The organism is Enterococcus sp. AZ048 (assembly GCF_051715125.1).
In the GTDB taxonomy this organism is placed as follows: Bacteria; Bacillota; Bacilli; order Lactobacillales; family Enterococcaceae; genus Enterococcus_A; species Enterococcus_A gilvus.
Window position 1 is genome coordinate 1 of record NZ_JBIOTD010000002.1, and the last position, 16205, is coordinate 16205.

The 16205-nt window shown below is 45.7% G+C and carries 21 protein-coding genes; 15 read left to right on the forward strand and 6 right to left on the reverse strand.

Going from position 1 to position 16205, the window contains the following annotated elements:
• Positions 1-425: universal stress protein (locus tag IGI66_RS13825; RefSeq protein WP_438849302.1), on the forward strand; the 425-nt coding region annotated here is incomplete at its 5' end.
• Between the two features lie 34 nt (positions 426-459).
• Here IGI66_RS13825 and IGI66_RS13830 read toward each other — a convergent pair.
• Both IGI66_RS13830 and IGI66_RS13835 read right to left on the reverse strand, forming a co-directional pair.
• The gene (locus IGI66_RS13830; RefSeq protein ID WP_438849303.1) at positions 460-720 is read right to left on the reverse strand and encodes a hypothetical protein; all 261 of its coding nucleotides are present in this window, start codon (positions 718-720) and stop codon (positions 460-462) included.
• The gene (locus IGI66_RS13835) at positions 707-961 is read right to left on the reverse strand and encodes a DUF5960 family protein (protein WP_086305276.1); all 255 of its coding nucleotides are present in this window, start codon (positions 959-961) and stop codon (positions 707-709) included. Before IGI66_RS13835 ends, IGI66_RS13830 begins: the two co-directional genes overlap by 14 nt.
• A 275-nt stretch (positions 962-1236) precedes the next feature.
• Between IGI66_RS13835 and IGI66_RS13840 the strand changes: the two genes are divergently transcribed.
• Positions 1237-1410, forward strand: coding sequence for a hypothetical protein (locus IGI66_RS13840; protein ID WP_157777026.1), 174 nt, complete (start codon positions 1237-1239; stop codon positions 1408-1410).
• Positions 1411-1459: 49 nt separating this feature from the next.
• On the opposite strand, the gene IGI66_RS13845 is transcribed toward IGI66_RS13840, so the two are convergent.
• The gene (locus IGI66_RS13845; protein ID WP_431380040.1) at positions 1460-1831 is read right to left on the reverse strand and encodes a hypothetical protein; all 372 of its coding nucleotides are present in this window, start codon (positions 1829-1831) and stop codon (positions 1460-1462) included.
• A gap of 240 nt (positions 1832-2071) precedes the next feature.
• Here IGI66_RS13845 and IGI66_RS13850 point away from each other — a divergent pair, with 240 nt between their 5' ends.
• Together IGI66_RS13850 and IGI66_RS13855 are read left to right on the forward strand one after the other, a co-directional pair.
• Positions 2072-2962 (forward strand): Rpn family recombination-promoting nuclease/putative transposase, encoded by an 891-nt coding sequence (locus IGI66_RS13850; RefSeq protein WP_438849304.1) that lies wholly within the window; start codon positions 2072-2074, stop codon positions 2960-2962.
• A gap of 198 nt (positions 2963-3160) precedes the next feature.
• Positions 3161-3598, forward strand: coding sequence for a universal stress protein (locus IGI66_RS13855; RefSeq protein ID WP_438849885.1), 438 nt, complete (start codon positions 3161-3163; stop codon positions 3596-3598).
• Between the two features lie 22 nt (positions 3599-3620).
• Here the strand turns inward: IGI66_RS13855 and IGI66_RS13860 are convergent, their stop codons facing one another.
• Entirely contained in the window at positions 3621-3941 is a 321-nt protein-coding gene (locus tag IGI66_RS13860) for a DUF960 family protein (RefSeq protein WP_086305273.1), read from the reverse strand.
• A 191-nt stretch (positions 3942-4132) separates the two neighbouring features.
• On the opposite strand from IGI66_RS13860, the gene IGI66_RS13865 reads away from it, so the two are divergent.
• Positions 4133-5020, forward strand: a complete 888-nt coding sequence (locus IGI66_RS13865; RefSeq protein ID WP_438849305.1) for a diacylglycerol/lipid kinase family protein — start codon at positions 4133-4135, stop codon at positions 5018-5020.
• 21 nt (positions 5021-5041) lie between these two features.
• Complete coding sequence (locus tag IGI66_RS13870) at positions 5042-5449, forward strand: pyridoxamine 5'-phosphate oxidase family protein (protein ID WP_010778908.1); 408 nt, start codon at positions 5042-5044, stop codon at positions 5447-5449.
• A gap of 59 nt (positions 5450-5508) precedes the next feature.
• Here the strand turns inward: IGI66_RS13870 and IGI66_RS13875 are convergent, their stop codons facing one another.
• Entirely contained in the window at positions 5509-6768 is a 1260-nt protein-coding gene (locus IGI66_RS13875) for an MFS transporter (RefSeq protein WP_288226862.1), read from the reverse strand.
• Between the two features lie 420 nt (positions 6769-7188).
• On the opposite strand from IGI66_RS13875, the gene IGI66_RS13880 reads away from it, so the two are divergent.
• The 6 genes from IGI66_RS13880 (at position 7189) to IGI66_RS13905 (ending at position 11978) form a co-directional block, all read left to right on the forward strand.
• Entirely contained in the window at positions 7189-7755 is a 567-nt protein-coding gene (locus IGI66_RS13880; protein ID WP_010778910.1) for a glycerol-3-phosphate responsive antiterminator, read from the forward strand.
• Between the two features lie 104 nt (positions 7756-7859).
• Positions 7860-8636: an SDR family NAD(P)-dependent oxidoreductase gene (locus IGI66_RS13885; protein WP_438849306.1), complete on the forward strand. Its 777-nt coding sequence runs from the start codon at positions 7860-7862 to the stop codon at positions 8634-8636.
• A gap of 58 nt (positions 8637-8694) precedes the next feature.
• On the forward strand, positions 8695-9816 hold the full coding sequence (locus IGI66_RS13890; RefSeq protein ID WP_010778912.1) for an ABC transporter ATP-binding protein: 1122 nt from the start codon (positions 8695-8697) through the stop codon (positions 9814-9816).
• Positions 9817-9827: 11 nt separating this feature from the next.
• The gene (locus IGI66_RS13895; protein ID WP_010778913.1) at positions 9828-10448 is read left to right on the forward strand and encodes an ABC transporter permease; all 621 of its coding nucleotides are present in this window, start codon (positions 9828-9830) and stop codon (positions 10446-10448) included.
• Between the two features lie 4 nt (positions 10449-10452).
• Positions 10453-11361 carry an osmoprotectant ABC transporter substrate-binding protein gene (locus IGI66_RS13900; RefSeq protein ID WP_010778914.1) on the forward strand — a complete coding sequence of 303 codons (909 nt, stop codon included), beginning with the start codon at positions 10453-10455 and terminating at the stop codon, positions 11359-11361.
• Positions 11361-11978 (forward strand): ABC transporter permease, encoded by a 618-nt coding sequence (locus IGI66_RS13905; protein ID WP_086305269.1) that lies wholly within the window; start codon positions 11361-11363, stop codon positions 11976-11978. The genes IGI66_RS13900 and IGI66_RS13905 overlap by 1 nt, the downstream gene beginning before the upstream one ends.
• 23 nt (positions 11979-12001) lie before the next feature.
• Here the strand turns inward: IGI66_RS13905 and IGI66_RS13910 are convergent, their stop codons facing one another.
• Complete coding sequence (locus tag IGI66_RS13910; protein ID WP_086305268.1) at positions 12002-12718, reverse strand: MurR/RpiR family transcriptional regulator; 717 nt, start codon at positions 12716-12718, stop codon at positions 12002-12004.
• Positions 12719-12923: 205 nt separating this feature from the next.
• Here IGI66_RS13910 and IGI66_RS13915 point away from each other — a divergent pair, with 205 nt between their 5' ends.
• The 3 genes from IGI66_RS13915 (at position 12924) to IGI66_RS13925 (ending at position 16192) form a co-directional block, all read left to right on the forward strand.
• Entirely contained in the window at positions 12924-14411 is a 1488-nt protein-coding gene (locus IGI66_RS13915; RefSeq protein WP_010778917.1) for an FAD-binding oxidoreductase, read from the forward strand.
• Positions 14412-14477: 66 nt separating this feature from the next.
• Positions 14478-15266: an electron transfer flavoprotein subunit beta/FixA family protein gene (locus tag IGI66_RS13920; protein WP_010778918.1), complete on the forward strand. Its 789-nt coding sequence runs from the start codon at positions 14478-14480 to the stop codon at positions 15264-15266.
• Positions 15266-16192, forward strand: coding sequence for an electron transfer flavoprotein subunit alpha/FixB family protein (locus IGI66_RS13925; protein WP_438849307.1), 927 nt, complete (start codon positions 15266-15268; stop codon positions 16190-16192). Before IGI66_RS13920 ends, IGI66_RS13925 begins: the two co-directional genes overlap by 1 nt.
• Positions 16193-16205 lie beyond the last annotated feature (13 nt).

Genomic DNA, 16205 nt, shown 5'->3' on the forward strand with positions numbered 1-16205 from the left:
TGAAAGAATCATACAAAAGAATTCTTGTCGCAGTCGATTCATCTGAACAGGCACGACGCGCGTTTCAAGAAGCCATCGAAGTCACTCGCAGGAATGATGCCCATTTGTATATTTTGATCGTCTCTGATACCAACCATTTAGGTGCCGAGCCCTATGCGGTAGACCAAGTCGTCAAGCAAGCGCATAAAGCAGCCGGAGCAGTCGTAGAGTCCTTGGAAGAATTGATCCCAGAAGATATTGCACACACGACGATCGTCGATGATGGCAATCCGAAAGCAAAAATCGTTGCCTACGCAGAAGAGGAAAAGATCGATTTGATTTTGATGGGCGCGACGGGTACCGGAACCTTTTCACGTCTGTTACTCGGTTCAACCACTGCATTCGTCGTGAACAATGCCCCGTGCAACGTCATGGTCGTTCGCTAACATAGAAGAAGCCAGCACATTTTTGTGCTGGCTTTTAACTTGCAGTTTGATGGGCTTGAATATCCGTCATAAGTTTGGTTTTTCCTAACACCGCGTATTTTGCGATGATCAGTTGGCCCCGCGCATTTCTTCTTCCCGATACAACGATCGTCAGCCCATTTTCCACATCCGCGAGAAAATTCAACGAGTGGGCCGCAATCAAACAGTTGGTACCAGCAAGCTGAAAATAAACCAGCGGCTGTTGGGAAAATTGGATGATCTTCAACTTCTCTACTGTTCCCTTAAGCGATTCCATCAGCCTTCCTCCTCGTATGGATGCCTTTAAAAACAAGCTCATTATTTTTACGTTCAAATTGGAAATAAATATCCTTCTTCCGCCCAGTCTTAACGGCAGGAATAACAAAATAATCGCGATCTTCCGCATCCATCTTCGCTGTGATCTGATTCAAACATAAGGCCAGCGGCAAAGAGTCCTTCACTAAGGAATCATACGTGCGGTAAAAAAGTTCAACAGAATCTGGACTAATCATAGACATGGTCATCACCTCATACATAGTATACGAACATTTGTTCGATAAGTAAAGAAAAAAGAGAGCCCTTTTTATAAAACTACGCAAAAAAAAGAAACCTCCATGTATTAATGGAAAGTTTCTTAAAAAAATACCTGTTTTACTAAAACAAAGACGATCACCCAAAAAAGCAGGCAAAAGAGCAGGGCGATTCGGTATATGATGTGTTTGGGCTGTCGATAGAGCCAGTGGGACAATTTTTTCATAGCTAAATTCCTTTTTTATTCGTTGTGGAACGTCGATTGATTGACATGAAAATCTTTCTATTGAAGAGAGAAAAACGCACACCAGCAATTTCTGCAGGCGTGCGTTTGAAAAGCGTGGACGGTTGGAATCGAACCAACACCTCTGTCTTAAATGCGGACTACATCATTGAACGAGTAAAACACCAAGTTCATCCACGCTTATCAGTATAGCGAAACGTTCGATAGATTCAAAGAACACGCGCGCTTAATTAAAAAATTATTATACTTTGCCCTTTTTCAAGGACTCTTCGGAAAATTCTTTGGCAATCATCCACCCATAGCTTTCAGTAATCGCCGCAGCGGTGGAGCCATTAACGATATTACCGGCAACAGGAAGCTTGCCTGCTAAGAAGCGGGCCGTCATCTGCCCAGCCTTTTGCGCTAAAAACTGTGTTGCCAGCGCCTTTGCTGCGCCTTGCTCCAGCTTGACGTGGAACACTTTTCCTAAGGCGATCACCATCGCTGTCTGGATCGGCAATAAAACCGTGGCATCAGGGAAAGGCAATTGCGCCATCCCCGCACCGACACCGGCAGCGGCTGTGGAGGCACTATGAATGATGAGATGGGCTTTTCTTCGTTGTGTTTTATTCATCTCTGATTCTCCTTATTCGTTCTGTGAAGAAAGTGTAGCACCCTGATCAGAAAAGGACAATTTATACAACCTGCCTTAAAGCAGTTTTAAAGAATCATGTACTCACAGGCGTCCCTTGCGAAAGATTCCTGTGTTTTTTTGCGTAGGTTGTTGTAGAAGAAAATCGAGAGCACATGCTATAATGGGGGCGAGAAAAGCCTTCCTTGCTTGCACGTGTGCTGTCTGGAAGGTCGTGAAACGATGAAAAACTATTTGCCAACAAATGATTTACTCTTTAAAAAAATGCTCACCTCTGAAGATTCCGCGTCAATCCTTAAAAATTTTGTCAAAGATCTGCTCGGCTTGGAATTCAAGTCCCTGACCCCCAAGGAAACATACCACATCGATAGTTATAAAAAAGCCTTTGAAAATGTAGAAATCGGATTGACCGAGGTCGATATCTTGGCTATCACGGAAGACGGCAGCCATGCGACGATCGAATGCCAAATTCAACCGCATCAATACTTCCAAGAACGAACCCTGTTCTATCTCGTCGAAGCCTTCCGCGCTGCTTATGGCAACAGCGATGCCGAGACATTCATAAAAAAGAACAACTTTTCAACATTGCGACCCGCCTACGGAATCAATATCATTGATTTTCATTTATTCGATAAAGAACAAGACGCCCTGCAAATCTACCGTCTGCTGAACGAGAAAACCCATCAGCCATTTTTAGGCACCAAAAAAAGAGAACTATTTGTCCTTTGTTTCCTAAGTCTAAAAAATAAACACGTCGCGCCAAACAGCGCCTCTCAATACTGGCAATATTTCCTAAAAACCGGAGAAGTCCTACAAGACGCCCCATCCTACATTAAAGCAGCAAAGAAGAAGATCAGTTATTACCAACTGAACAAGGAGGAAAGAACCATGATCATGAGAATCAATAAAGCCAAAGCCATCGATGACGCTGTACGATCAACACAGTTGATGGAGGCACGAGAAGAAGAGCGTGCGAAGAGAGACCGAGAGATCGCACTCAACTTATTAAAAACGGACCTTTCACTCATTCAGATTTCAGAAGCAACAGGAATGCCTGTGGAAGACATTAAAAAGCTGAAAAACCACGAACGCCATACTACTGAAAGCGAATAGAATTGGTTGTACAAAGGTACTGATTGCTAGGAACGGGACTTGAGGAGGGGAAGTGAGAATCTCCCCGACTTTTTTAACACGTATTCGCGGGGCTTATTTGGAGTGTCCTAAAAAAATAAAAAAACAAAGAGAAAGAAGTAGTTTTCTTTTTAGAATAGGGACCAGAATGATAAACTAAGGGGGAAAGAGGTGGCAAAAATGGTGGACGAATATAAGAATATTTTAGTTGCTGTGGATGGCTCGGAGCAGTCTAAAAAGGCCTTTGATGAGGCGATCAATATCGCAAAAAGGAACAAGGGGAAATTGATTTTGGCGACCGTGATCGACACGGCTAGTTTCAGTGGAACGACTGGGGGAAACTCGATTCCTTTGATGCAGGAAGTCCATGAGAAGGCGCAGAAAATCATCACGGATCTGGAGCATCATCGCGTGGCGGAGGAGCAAGAGGTTCATTTGACTTCGCAAATCATTGCTGGCAATCCCAAACGGGAAATCGTGGAGCTGGCTGAAAAGCTGGAAACAGATTTGATCGTGATGGGGGCGACTGGATTAGGGGCGTTATCACTGATTTTTGTCGGTTCAACCACCGCGTACGTCGTCAATCAAGCACCCTGCAATGTGATGGTCGTAAAATAACAAAAACGTTTGGCCGTAGTGGTCAAACGTTTTTTTCGTCTAGCGTCATGAGCAGCTCTTCGCCAGTATCATAGACATACATTACTTTTGGAAATTCGATGTCGTCGTAGGCTTCGACATACGGGGCGGTGATGCCATCTGAGAAATAAGGCTCACTTTGGGAATAGACGACACTGAGTGTACGGGCCATTTTGTTTTTAAAAAAGTGAAAACGTTGCGGCGAAGTCAGGGGCAATCCCTTTAGTGGCCGCATGAAGATCATGTGCCAAATTTCCTGCTGCATATGCTCAGGAATCGCAGTGAAGGGGACGTCGCTTCTTCGTGGTTTTTTCGGTTCAAACAATTTCTTCACCCTCTCTTTGCTTTATCATAGCAGTTTTTTAATAGAAAAAAAGTGAAAATGCTCAAATTCCTATGATTTAGGTCGTTAAAACAGTTTTTTTGCCTTAAAAATGATAAGGTAAAAGAGAGTAGTTTTAGTTATTTAGCGCGAAAAGAAACGTGAAAACAGCAAATGAATGAGGGTGAAAGAACATGCGCTATGGAATTTTTTTTAATCCGAATGCAGGAGACGGAGATGCGGAGGAATCAGCAAAAAAAATGCGTGAGAAGTTTGGAAAAGCGGGGCACTCGGCAGACTTTTTAACGGCACCTGATGCGGAGAAAGCAATCAAGAAAGTGAAAGAGGCGATCGACGATTACGATGGTCTTGTCGCGATCGGCGGGGACGGTTCTTTGAACATCGTGGGGACAGCGTTTGTTCAGGCTGGAAAAGCCATTCCGTTAGGCATCATCCCTGGAGGAACGATTAATAACTTCGCGAAACGCTGGCATCTTCCAATGGACGAGGAAGAGGCGATGGACGTGATCCTCGCGGGTCATCAACGGAAGGTCGGGATCGCTGCCTGCGACGATCGGCAGAAAGCCATTATCAGCTCCTTTACCTTTGGGTCCTTTGCGGATATTTCCAACGAAGTGCGGCAAAGTGAAAAGCGGAAATTCGGGTTGATCGTGTATCCGTTAAAAGCGTTGAAGCAAGTCGGGAAGGATACTTCTTATCCCGTCGAGATCACCGCAGACAATTACCACGAGAAATTGAAGGTGTGGTTCTCTTTAGCAACGACCACCCATTCGATCGGCGGCAGACCGTATGTCGATACCGATTATGATGAGCTTCATGTCAGCATCTTGCACAATATGCGTCTCAGAAAATTGCTTCAGCTCTTGCGTTTTGTATTTACGGGACGCTTAAAGGATTCAGATGCTATGACGTATCTGGAGACGAACAAGTTGGAGATCACGCCTTTGACGGATAAAAAAATCTATTCCCGTATTGACGGGGACAAAGGACCAGCATTGCCGTTAACCGTGGAATTTTTGGCAGATTTTGTGCCGCTTTATGTACCAGAAACACACGAATAGTACAAGCGAGGGGGGACAAAAATGGATAAGAATATGGAGAAGTTGTTGGCAAGTGCAGACACGTTCACAATGATCACAATGGACAATCGCGGATTTCCCCATGCGATCGCTATTTCACCGCCGTTGGAACGAAATGGGTTTTACTATTTCAAATTTTACATCAATGGCGACGGCCGAACCGCAGAGAATATTCGCCAAAATCGCATTGGCAGCTTGTTTTGCTTCAACAAAGAAAAGCATGAAAGTATCGCGTTAAAGGGGTACTTGTTTGTGGAAGAGTTGGTCGAATACAAAAAATTGGCTGCGCAGCTCAATGAATTTCAAAAAGAGCTGGATTATGAGCATCCAGTCATCGCAGTCTTTGAGACCTTGAGCGTCAAGCATTACGAAAATATGCACGGTGAATTTTTGGATGTGCCGGAAAAATAACAAAAAGGGTCAACTCTTGTAGGAGTTGGCCCTTTTGTATGTGGCTAGAGGAACGATGGTTAGTCGATGTTCGCTGAGACTGTTCCAGAAGCTTTGGCTCTCTTGATAATGACAGCCAATACTAATGAGAAGATGATACACCCAATGCCCATGGCGATCGCATACATGAACATCATGTTGAAGCCGGCTTTTCCTGGATTATTATCCAACCAGCCGCCGATCATGGTGTACATGAAGACATCCGGCAAATAGCCAAGACACGAAACGAGTCCAGAAACACGTCCGGTCATTTCCACTGGGAAGCCCGCATCATCAATGATCGCGAAGTACTGACTGCGAACTACATAGATGAAGAACAAGCCGAAGATAAAGTTCACGATGACGGCAACCAGCATCCCTGCGTTGGCTGGCAATACTAAGAAACCAGCGAAGCTGAGTGTCAGCAAGGCTGCACCGCCGATGATTACCCGCAGACGAGACCCTAATTTATCTGCGATGATCCCGCCGATGATCCCGCCGGCAGCTTGAACTAAATAACGGATCGCGCCGAGCTGTGCACCGCCTGAGACAGACAAGCCATAAACATTGATGGCAAATGTATTGATGTAGCCTAAAATGCCATACATACTGTAGGCAAAGAAGACGATCGCTACTAAGACCCATGTACGAGGGATCTTAAGCGTTTTGAACATACCGATAACTACTTTAGAAAGAGGCTCTGAATGTGTTTCTGCTTCCGTGTCTTCAATAACAAACCAATTTAAAATACCAATGACGAAAACAGTGATCGCACAAACACGAATAGCCCAAGCGGTTCCTAAAACTTCATTTGAGAAGCGGACGAATACCGCATTCATTCCAACAACCAACAACCAATTCAGCAACCCGCGTAAACCTTCTTGCCAACCAAACAAACGTCCTTGCTCCGAACTGTCGCCCAACATCCGTGTGGCTTTGATGGCCGCAGACCAATACGTGATGATCGTCGAGATCCCCATCAAAACGAAGATGAGTCGGCTGATCTGAAAGCCTGGGAATGTGGAGAACCACCAACCCAAAACGCCTGTCACTAAGAATGAAACGGTCAACAACTTCCGTGCGGAGAACTTATCCGCGACAACTCCGCCGACAAAGTACGAAAAAGTCGCCATCGTCGCATACCCTGATGAGAGCATCCCCATCTGCGCGTTGGTCAGATCCATCGCTTTTTGAATCGGTACATAAAACGTCTCCCGAATGTACGGGAGCTGGAAAATGATTCCGGCACCGGCTGACAGTAGTAACAACGTTCCCCATTTTTTAACTGCTTCTCTGTTCATATAACACCCTCCTGCTTGTGAATTTTTCTACAAAAAAACAAAAAAGAAGCAACGCTTAAAAAAGCGTTACTTCTCTCTGGTCTCCAGTAACACCCAAAGTATAGAATTATATGAAAGCGATGTCAACGTTTTTTTTGAACCTATAGTCAAATAAAGTGTCTTTTTTTTGAATGATAAGAAGGAGAAACAGTCAAAAAACGTTGCTATTTCAATAAAAGATAAGGGGTTTATTAGCTTAAGAGCGATTGACGAAATTCTTATTTTCCCGTAAACTATAAAAATAATCACTTTCAGAGATGAACAGTGAATGGACGTTTTTTCTTCTCGCTATAGCTGCTCACGGCGAATTTCTCATGAAAGAGTTTGTGAGGTATGGTAGAATGAAAGCGTATTAAATTACTTGGTAGGGACAGTAGACAGATGAAAAATAAAATTATACAAATGATGGAAGACAATCCATTGATTGCAGCGATCAATAGTAAACGCAGTTTTGAGAAAGCGTTGACCTGCGAAAGTGACATTATCTTCGTTCTTTATGGCGATGTTTGCAGCATCGTGGATATTGTCGACCAATTAAAAGAAGCTGGAAAAATCGTGATGGTCGATGTGGATCTGATCGATGGACTGGCGACCAAAGAGACAGCGGTTGATTATTTGAAGCGAGCCACAAAAGCAGATGGCATCATCAGCTCAAAGTCGATCTTGCTGCGGGCGGCGAATGCGCGGGGACTTTTTACAGTCCATCGGTTCTTTTTGATCGATTCAAAATCGTTTCACAATTTGCCTAAGCAGTTAGGAACGTCAAAGGCCGATGTCGTGGAGGTGCTGCCGGGAGCGATGCCCAAAGTACTTTCCTGGGTGCAGGAGGTCGTGGATGTTCCGATCATTGCCAGCGGGTTGGTTTGCGACAAGGAGCTCGTCATGACTGCCTTGCAGGCAGGAGCAGTAGCCATTTCAACCACAAACATGGATGTTTGGGAAATATAAAAAATAGAAAACGGTCGTTGATGCTAAGAGGAGAGAGAAAAGCGGACACCAGCTTATTTGGTGTCCGCTTTTTTGTCTGCATACGGACCGATGGGGGGACATAAATGGAAATAACAGAATTCAGCATGGATCTTTTCTCGCTGAGGGGGAAATCAGCCATCGTCACAGGAGGCAACACCGGCATCGGGCGTGCCTTCTCGTTGGCGCTCGCGCAAAGTGGTGCGAATATCCTTGTTCCGAGCTTGATCGATGATGATGGGACGACGCAGAAGATTATTGAAGAGACGGGTTCCTGCTATGTTTTCATGGAAGTGGATTTGACAGATGAAGGGGTCCCTCAGCAGGTGGTAGAGCATTGTGTCGAGGTCTTCGGAACAGTAGACATACTGGTGAATTGTGCGGGGATGTATCTTTCTGAGGAGGTTCGTCACTTCGACCGTGCCAAGTGGGACCCGATGATCCAATTGAATTTGACGGCGGCATTTGAGATGTCTCATGAGGCAGCCAAAAAAATGATTCCGCAAAAAAGCGGCAAGATCATCAACATTTGTTCGCTCTTTGCCTTCTTAGGCGGACAGTCGTCCCCAGCAAATGCGGCGGCGAAGCATGGATTGGTCGGGCTGACTAAAGCCTACTGCGACGAATTGGCGGGGCATAATATTCAAGTAAATGGCTTGGCGCCGGGGTATCTGGCTACGGATATGACGAAGCGGGATCGCGACGACCCTGTGACCAATCAAAAAGTTTTGGCGCATGTGCCCGCCAATTATTGGGGAGAGCCGGCGGATTTGATGGGGTCGCTGATATTCTTGGCTAGTTCGGCCTCGAATTTTGTGAATGGCCATATTTTACCCATTGATGGCGGGTATTTGGTTCGATAATCTCTAGCCGCCCAGATTCACTGGCGGCCTAGTACATAATGGATGGAGGAAACAGTGTATGATCGAGTTTGAACAGGTTGAAAAAAGATATGGAGAAAAAGCAATCGCCGTCCACCCGTTTGATTTAACGATTGAGGATAATCAGTTTATTTGTGTTATTGGTACGAGCGGAAGCGGAAAAACCACCTTGGTGCGGATGATCAATCGCATGATCGAGCCGTCTAAGGGCAGTATCAAGATCAATGGAGAAGACGTTACGCAGCTAAATGAAGATGAATTACGCAGAAAAATCGGGTATGTGATCCAAAACATCGGATTATTTCCCCATATGACGATCAAGGAAAACATCATGATCGTTCCAAAGCTGTTGAAATGGAGCGAAGAGAAGAAGGCGGGGATCGCGGAACGCTTGATTCAGCGGGTGGATCTGCCGTTGGACTATTTAGAGCGCAAGCCGAAAAATCTTTCTGGCGGGCAACAGCAGCGGATCGGCGTGATTCGTGCATTGGCAGCGAGTCAGGACATCATTTTGATGGACGAGCCGTTCGGTGCCTTGGACCCGATCACCCGAGACGCGCTGCAGGAGATGATCAAAGGCTTGCAGCAGGAGATGAAAAAGACGATCGTTTTTGTCACCCATGATATGGATGAGGCGATCAAGCTGGCGGACAAGATCATTATCATGGACCACGGCGAGATCGTTCAATACGACACGGTGGAAACGATCTTGGAACATCCTGCCAATGATTTCGTAGAGGAGCTGATCGGAAAACGCAAGCGAAACAGCTACTACAACAATGAAATGACTGTGGCGGACTTGATGGTGCCCCGGGTCGAAGCTATTTCCATCAGTAAATCGATCACGGATGCGATCCGCCAAATGTCGGAAAAGAAAGTCGATACGTTATTGGTCGTGGACGATCAGCGATGCTTAAAAGGATTTGTCGACATCAATTTTGTGGAGCGGAACATCTCGAAGCTGAAGCCCAATACGTCTGTTTTTGAAGTGATGGGAAAAGACACGGCCAGCGTGAATCAAAACGACCGGGTCGCAAATGTGATCGAGCCATTGATCAATCACACCTACAAATACCTGCCCGTGGTGGATGACGAGGAACATCTGGTTGGGATCGTGACCCGTTCGTCCTTGGTTTCACTCGTACAAGAACAGTTGCAATAGGAGGTGATGGTATGAATTTTTGGTCTGAATATGGCAATGAGATTTTATTGAAATTTTGGGAACATTTTTATTTATCCTTTTTTGCGATTTTTTTAGGGATTCTTGTGGCGGTGCCATTGGGGGCGTTATTGACGCGGTTGTCTAGAGGATCAGAAACCGTGATCAAAGTCGTGGGCGTCTTTCAAACGATCCCGTCATTGGCATTGCTGTCCATCATGATCCCGCTTTTTGGGATCGGAAAAATTCCGGCGGTCATCGCGCTGTTTTTGTATTCGTTGCTGCCGATCTTGCGAAATACGTATGTGGGCATCAAGTCTGTCGATGCGACTTATCTGGATGCTGCTAAGGGCATGGGCATGTCGCAAATGCAGCGGCTGCTGCAAATCGAGCTGCCGTTAGCGATGGGGGTGATCATGGCTGGGATTCGCGTGTCGACGGTCTATGTCATTTCATGGACGACGCTGGCTGCTTATATTGGTGCAGGCGGTCTGGGGGATTATATTTTCAACGGCTTGAATTTGTACCGGATGGACTTAGTTATGATGGGGACGATCCCTATCACGCTATTGGCGTTGGTCTCTGACGCGCTGTTGAAACGTTCTGAACAAAAATTAACGATGGATCGAGGGTGAGCCGATGAAAAAGCGAAACGTACTTTTAGTGGCGATGATCCTTCTTTTTGGAAGTTTTATCATGCGCAATTTTTCTACCAAAGACGACACGATCACGGTGGCTGGAGGGGTGACCTCTGAATCACAGATCTTAGGAAATATCGTCGTCGAGCTTCTCCAGCATTCAACGAATAAAAATATTGTCTATCTAAACAATTTAGGCTCTGCCAACTTGATGCACGAGGCGATGCTGCGGGGCGATCTAGATATCGCACCGACGCGCTATACGGGGACGGATCTGATCGGGACCTTGGGATTGCCGACAGAAAAAGAGCCGGACAAAGCATTAAAGATCGTGCAGCGGGAGTTTGATAAACGCTTCGGCTTTGATTGGTTCCCAAGCTATGGGTTTTCCAATCAGTTTACCTTTATGGTGACGCAGGAAACCGCAAAAAAATACGGGCTGAAAAAAGTCAGCGACCTGCAAAAAGTCGCTGGGAAAATGCGGCTAGGCTCTGACCAAACCTGGTACAAGCGGGAAGGCGACGGCTATAAAGGGTACACCGAGGAATACAATACGACCTTTCAACGGGTCTATCCGATGCAGGTGGGGCTGCTTTATGATGCGCTGGTGTCAAATGAATTGGACGTGATCTTGGGGTATTCGACCGATGGACGTGTGGGAAGCTATGATCTGGTGATGCTGGAGGATGATTTGAAATTCTTCCCGCCGTATACAGCGAGTGTCGTGGTTTCTGGCGAGACATTGAAGGCATATCCTGAACTCAAGCCGATTTTATTGAAATTGCAAAACACGATCGACACGGAAACGATGCAGCGCTTGAATTATGAATCAGACAACGAGCTGCTGGAGCCGAAGATCATCGCGCGGCGCTTTTTGGAACAGCACAATTATTTTGAGGAGGGAAGCTGATGCTGGATAATTTGATGCAATACTTGAGTGAGAATTCCTCCTATTTGATCGAGCAATTTGGGATTCACGTCTACATTTCGGTGATTGGCGTCGTACTGACCTTTCTGATCGGCTTTCCATTAGGGATCTTGCTGTCGGAACGCCCAAAGCTCTCAGATTTTGTGATCGGCATCATCAATGTGATCCAGACCGTACCGTCGATCGCGATGCTGACTGTTTTGCTGATATTGATGGGCTTGGGACAGAATACGGTGGTCGCTACAGTGGTGCTGTATTCGTTATTGCCGATCGTCAAAAATACGTATGTCGGGTTGGTCAATGTCGATCCGATGTATATCGATAGCGCCAAAGGAATCGGGATGAATCGCTATCAAATCCTGTATATGATCAAGATCCCGTTGGCGATGCCGGTAATTTTGGCGGGCATCCGTAATGCGCTGGTGATTTCTGTCGGGATCACGACGATCGGTTCCTTCGTCGGCGCTGGCGGTGTCGGGGATGTCATTTTGCGGGGAATCGCGATCACAGATGGCGCACCCATCATCATCGTCGGGGCGGTCCTGTGTGCCTTCATCGCGATCATGATGGATTGGCTGTTTGATTGGATCATGAAATAAGCACAAAAAAAAGGCCTCCGCAATTATTCATTGCGGGGGTCTTCTTGCGTCAGCTTACGAATCACTTCTTCGATATACATCAATAAGATCGTTCGCGTCTTTTCATGAGACTTCAACTGCTCGTTCTGATGCGATTTTGTCAGAAAAATGATCTCACTGCTATCCAGGGAAAGGTCTGTATTTAATTCTTCCATCACCAGCAATGATTTTGCGTGGTGTTTTTTTGCTTCTTCAAACAAAGGATCAAAGTTGGCGAATTTTCCGGCGACGGAAAAAACCAACAGCAACGAATCCTCTGTCAACAGATCAGGAATCAAGGATGGCTGACTCACGCGAATGACATTTTTATTCAGGGTGAAATTTAGTTTGTATTCAAAGTATTCCATACAAAAATTTGTCGGGCCATAGCCGAAGAGCAATATTTTTCCAGATTGCTGAATCAGCTCTGCTAAATAATCGACGGATGCTTCATCAAAGTTTTCCATGAACTCTTTGATGCGGGCAAACTCACTATTCAACCGTTTCTGTTTGACCAATTCTTTGCCGGTCAAGAAGCGGAAATATTCTTTATACCCGGAAAAGCCCATCTTCTTTACCATTTTTGAAATCTTCGAAGGGGAAACATCGGCGAGTTTCGCGGCTTCGGTGATGGTCAAGTTCGTCTTTTCTCGGCTTTCTTCTAACAAACGAGCATGGATAGTGCGTTCGAGCTCATTCATTCGATCCAACTGAATCTTCATCGCGGGGCCTCCTTTGTATCTTGACACAAGCATAGCACGGCCATCTTCTAAAAAGCAAATATAAAGCGGAAAATTTTCCTATAAATACAAAAAAATTTAAAATAAATAGAAAATCTAATCAAATTTTAATGAAAAAGCGGATTCTTCACTTTATACTGAACTCAGGAAAAGCGCTTTCGAAAAAAAGATGAATGGGGTTATTTGAATGAGTTCTGAGACATTAGTGAAAGAAGCAATCATTAACGACGTAAAAAACATCGTTTCTGAGGAACAGGTAGTGACGGATCATGAAACATTGTACGATGCGGCCTCTGACCGTTACCGTAAATACATGAAAGCAAAAGGTGTTTTGGACAATCCATTGCCAACGGCGGTCGTTTATCCGAACAATCCAGAAGAAGTCAAAGAATTATTGATGTACTGTAATGAAAATGATATCAATGTGATTCCGCGCAGCGGCCAAACAGCGACAGAGGGCGGACTTGAAAACTGGAAAGACCTGGCATTAGTGATCGACGGTTCTCATATGAACAAAATCTTAAAAATCGATGCGTACAACATGCAGGCGACGGTTCAAGCAGGTGTGCCTTTGCAGGCGTTGGAAGATGAATTAAGAAAAATCGGCTATACGACAGGGCATTCACCGCAATCAAAACCGATCGCACAATACGGCGGCTTGGTTGCTACCCGTTCGATCGGACAATTTTCAACTTTATACGGCGGGATCGAAGACATGGTCGTTGGGTTGGAATGTGTCTTCCCGAATGGGCATATCTCGCGCATCAAAAATATTTCACGTCGTGCCGGCGGACCAGACATTCGCCATATCGTTATCGGGAATGAAGGAACGCTTTGCTACATCACTGAAGTAACGGTGAAAATCTTTAAATATTACCCAGACAACAACAAATTCTACGGCTATCTAGTGAAGGATGTAGAAGACGGGGTAAAAGTTCTCCGTGAAGTGATGGTCAATGGCTACCGTCCATCGGTTGCTCGGACGTATTCACCAGAAGACGCACGTCAACATTTCTACCATTTCTACGAAGGGCAATGTGTCTTGATCTTCATGGCAGAAGGACCTGAAGGCATTGTGGAAGCAACAGGCAAAGGCATTGAAGAAGCTGTTGAAAAATTCAAAGACGGCATCGTGAAGCAAGTGGATTCGCAATTGATCGAAAACTGGTTCAACCAATTGAACTGGACGCAGCAAACGATCGACGATGAGATCCAGGGCATGATCGACAATGACAAGCACGATGGCTATACGACTGAAGTTTCTGCGGATTGGGAAACCATCACAAAAATCTACAACAATGTGATTGAACGGATTCGCAACGAATTTCCTCGTGCGGACGATTTGACTATGCTGGGCGGGCACTCTTCCCACAGCTACTTGAATGGAACGAATATGTACTTCGTGTATAACTACGATATCAATTGCGAACCAGAGGATGAAATGAAAATTTACCACCATCCGATCCAAGCGATCATCGTTGAAGAAACATTGAAATTAGGCGGTTCGATGTGTCACCATCACGGAATCGGTAAATACCGGAACGAATGGACCAAAGACGAGCATCAATCGGCTTACTATATGCTGGAAACATTGAAAGAAGCGTTTGATCCAAAAGGAATCATGAGCTTCGGGAATATCTATCCAGTCCAAGAAGGCTACAAGTACCAAAAATAAACGTACATTTCTCGGCAAGGAGGCTTTTGCTTCCTTGTCAGAGAGTGTAAAGAGAAGGGGTTTACTGTGAAAATCATTTGCTTAGTCAAATTCGTTCCAGACACGGAGAAATTTGAATACGATTATGAGACAGATAAGATTGATCGAGACGCATCAAAGCTTATCCTGAATCCAGATGATAAGAACGCTGTGGCCTTTGCGATGCGGCAAAAAAAACAGGACCCTTCTACTTCTATTGAAATTGTCACGATGGGCCCGATGAAGCTTGAAGAGGAAATGAAAGACTTTGTGCGCTTAGGTGCGGATCATGCTGTTTTGATCAGCGATCGCCGCTTTGCCGGCAGTGATTCTTTGGTAACGAGCCGCATCCTCGCACGGTATCTTGAGACGACGTCTTTCGACCTTTTGCTTACTGGCACCCACACTCTGGATGGCGGCACCGGACATGTAGGTCCTCAGATTGCTGAATTGATGGGGATCAATCAGTTTTCGACAATTGTTGCAATCCCAGAAGTGACGCGGGAATTTTCGATCGTTGAAGCGTTGCAAGAGGAAAAAACGTACCGCTTGAAGATCAAAAATCCAAGTGTTTTAAGTGTGACGCACCAAATGAATTTGCGGTTAGGGTTTGTTCGTTATGAAAACATCGGGAAAAATGTGGACGATCACTTTTCACTGGTGACCAACGACACGCTGCAATTGCCTCTTGATGCAATTGGCGGCAAGGGTTCACCCACGAAGGTGAGAAAAAATGTGGTCGTAAAAAGGGAACAGGTCGCCCATAAAGTGGTGAAGGTGGACGACGAAGGCATCGAAGAAGTGGTGCATTTTCTAAAGGAAAAGGGGTACGTATAATGTTCAAGGGACTCATTGTGATCGACAACGATCGGGTCGCTGATTCACTGGATCTGGTGGCTGTTGTGGAACGACTGGCAGGAGACGAAGAATCCTTTATTTACGGCTTAGGCATCAATTTGACGGAAGACGTAAAGGGATTGGATGCTGTGATCGCGGTGGATGCGCCGACGATCCAGTCGAAGGATAGTCAGTTAGTGACGACGATCATTGAACAGGTGCACAGAGAGTATCAATTTGACAGTATCATCCTTTTAGCGACAGAATTTGGGCGAATGGTGGCCCCGAGAGCGGCGATGCGTCTTGAGGTAGGATTAGTGGCTGATATTACCGATATAGAGGTCGACAAACGCGGGAAAAAATTGATTCGCCCAGCCTTTTCAGGCAACATCATGGCGAGTATCGTCTGTGACTCTTCACCGATCATGGCGAGTGTCCATCCCAATGTTTTTCACGCAGCAGATCAGACGAAGATTCCGCAAAAGATCCCCTTTGTTCCGGTTGAATTGAAAGCGTCATCAATCGAAGTGTTAGAGGTTGTCGAAAACGAACAAAGCGCGGTGGATATTCGGGAAGCCTCTGTCCTCGTCTCAGCGGGAGGCGGCTTCAAGCGACCCATCGCGGAGCTGCAGGAGCTGGCGGAGGAGCTGTCGGGTGCAGTCTCCGCGTCGAAGCAATTAGTCGATCGCAAGAAAGCGCCGAGAGAGATCCAAGTTGGTCAATCCGGCAAAACGGTCAGCCCCGATCTGTACATTGCGTTAGGCATTTACGGATCGACGCAGCACATTGAAGGCTTAAAAAACGTCAAAGAGATTCTTTCGGTGAATACCGATCTTGGTGCACCAATGAATTATTTAGCCAGCCTCGTCGTCCATGGCGATGCGGCAGAATTCGCACGAAAACTAAGTACCAGACTCAAGGGATAACCCCCAAGCGGGT

Bases quoted from the DNA above. Each gene is read 5' to 3' on its own strand.
- IGI66_RS13835 (WP_086305276.1), bottom strand. From the start codon at position 961: ATGTCTATGATTAGTCCAGATTCTGTTGAACTTTTTTACCGCACGTAT.
- IGI66_RS13910 (WP_086305268.1), bottom strand. From the start codon at position 12,718: ATGAAGATTCAGTTGGATCGAATGAATGAGCTCGAACGCACTATCCAT.
- IGI66_RS13890 (WP_010778912.1), top strand. From the start codon at position 8,695: ATGATCGAGTTTGAACAGGTTGAAAAAAGATATGGAGAAAAAGCAATC.
- IGI66_RS13895 (WP_010778913.1), top strand. From the start codon at position 9,828: ATGAATTTTTGGTCTGAATATGGCAATGAGATTTTATTGAAATTTTGG.
- IGI66_RS13925 (WP_438849307.1), top strand. From the start codon at position 15,266: ATGTTCAAGGGACTCATTGTGATCGACAACGATCGGGTCGCTGATTCA.
- IGI66_RS13855 (WP_438849885.1), top strand. From the start codon at position 3,161: ATGGTGGACGAATATAAGAATATTTTAGTTGCTGTGGATGGCTCGGAG.
- IGI66_RS13880 (WP_010778910.1), top strand. From the start codon at position 7,189: ATGAAAAATAAAATTATACAAATGATGGAAGACAATCCATTGATTGCA.
- IGI66_RS13885 (WP_438849306.1), top strand. From the start codon at position 7,860: ATGGAAATAACAGAATTCAGCATGGATCTTTTCTCGCTGAGGGGGAAA.
- IGI66_RS13830 (WP_438849303.1), bottom strand. From the start codon at position 720: ATGGAATCGCTTAAGGGAACAGTAGAGAAGTTGAAGATCATCCAATTT.
- IGI66_RS13870 (WP_010778908.1), top strand. From the start codon at position 5,042: ATGGATAAGAATATGGAGAAGTTGTTGGCAAGTGCAGACACGTTCACA.
- IGI66_RS13845 (WP_431380040.1), bottom strand. From the start codon at position 1,831: ATGAATAAAACACAACGAAGAAAAGCCCATCTCATCATTCATAGTGCC.
- IGI66_RS13850 (WP_438849304.1), top strand. From the start codon at position 2,072: ATGAAAAACTATTTGCCAACAAATGATTTACTCTTTAAAAAAATGCTC.
- IGI66_RS13905 (WP_086305269.1), top strand. From the start codon at position 11,361: ATGCTGGATAATTTGATGCAATACTTGAGTGAGAATTCCTCCTATTTG.
- IGI66_RS13915 (WP_010778917.1), top strand. From the start codon at position 12,924: ATGAGTTCTGAGACATTAGTGAAAGAAGCAATCATTAACGACGTAAAA.
- IGI66_RS13875 (WP_288226862.1), bottom strand. From the start codon at position 6,768: ATGAACAGAGAAGCAGTTAAAAAATGGGGAACGTTGTTACTACTGTCA.
- IGI66_RS13865 (WP_438849305.1), top strand. From the start codon at position 4,133: ATGCGCTATGGAATTTTTTTTAATCCGAATGCAGGAGACGGAGATGCG.
- IGI66_RS13900 (WP_010778914.1), top strand. From the start codon at position 10,453: ATGAAAAAGCGAAACGTACTTTTAGTGGCGATGATCCTTCTTTTTGGA.